Consider the following 577-nt stretch of genomic DNA (forward strand, 5'->3'; position numbering starts at 1 on the left):
GTTGAAACACTCCGGCAATGAATCCAGCGTTAAACCTTTAGCCTTTGCGATTTTGTTTGCCTCGGCCTTTGTGATCTTTTGTTGTAGGCGCTGATCTTGTTTGGACTGCAAAAGATAAACTGTTTTGTATGTTACAAAACTTTCCCCCGTTTCACGGTTCACGTGGTGGATCACCTTTGCTTTACTATCTTTTACCAGATCGTGCGTTTCTGTTTTCATTTTTAAACTCTCGTTTGTTTGTCTGGGTATTATGGGCGCTTACTGCGCCCTTGTCAAACAATATTATAAATCTTTTTTACGCTTAACATCTGAGCAGTTAGAAAAAATCTGTACTCCCAGCGCTTCAGCTGTACGGTCTAAATGATAATGATTCTCAGTAGTGAACCACTCGGGGCGATCCGTCAAACATTCCATCATTAAACGCATGGCTGTATTCTGATAGTGATCACCGTAACCATATTCAAACGGAACATAAGCAAGATCAATATACACATCTAAATTTTTATCGGTTAGTGGGTATTTAACCGGATCAACTCTGTTCGCTGTTTGGCGTGATACAAGGGCGCTTAGCTCTACG

The 577-nt window shown here is 41.1% G+C and carries 2 protein-coding genes; both read right to left on the reverse strand.

Translation table 11 applies throughout. The features are described 5' to 3' along the window. Positions 1-219, reverse strand: a 219-nt coding sequence (locus tag ACLJQE_RS44735) for a hypothetical protein (RefSeq protein WP_410645933.1), incomplete at its 3' end; no start/stop codon positions are given. Positions 220-282: 63 nt separating this feature from the next. Continuing rightward, on the reverse strand, positions 283-577 hold a 295-nt coding region (locus ACLJQE_RS44740; RefSeq protein WP_410645934.1), incomplete at its 5' end, for a hypothetical protein.

This window comes from Amycolatopsis sp. lyj-346 (assembly GCF_046548975.1).
Taxonomy (GTDB): Bacteria; Actinomycetota; Actinomycetes; order Mycobacteriales; family Pseudonocardiaceae; genus Amycolatopsis.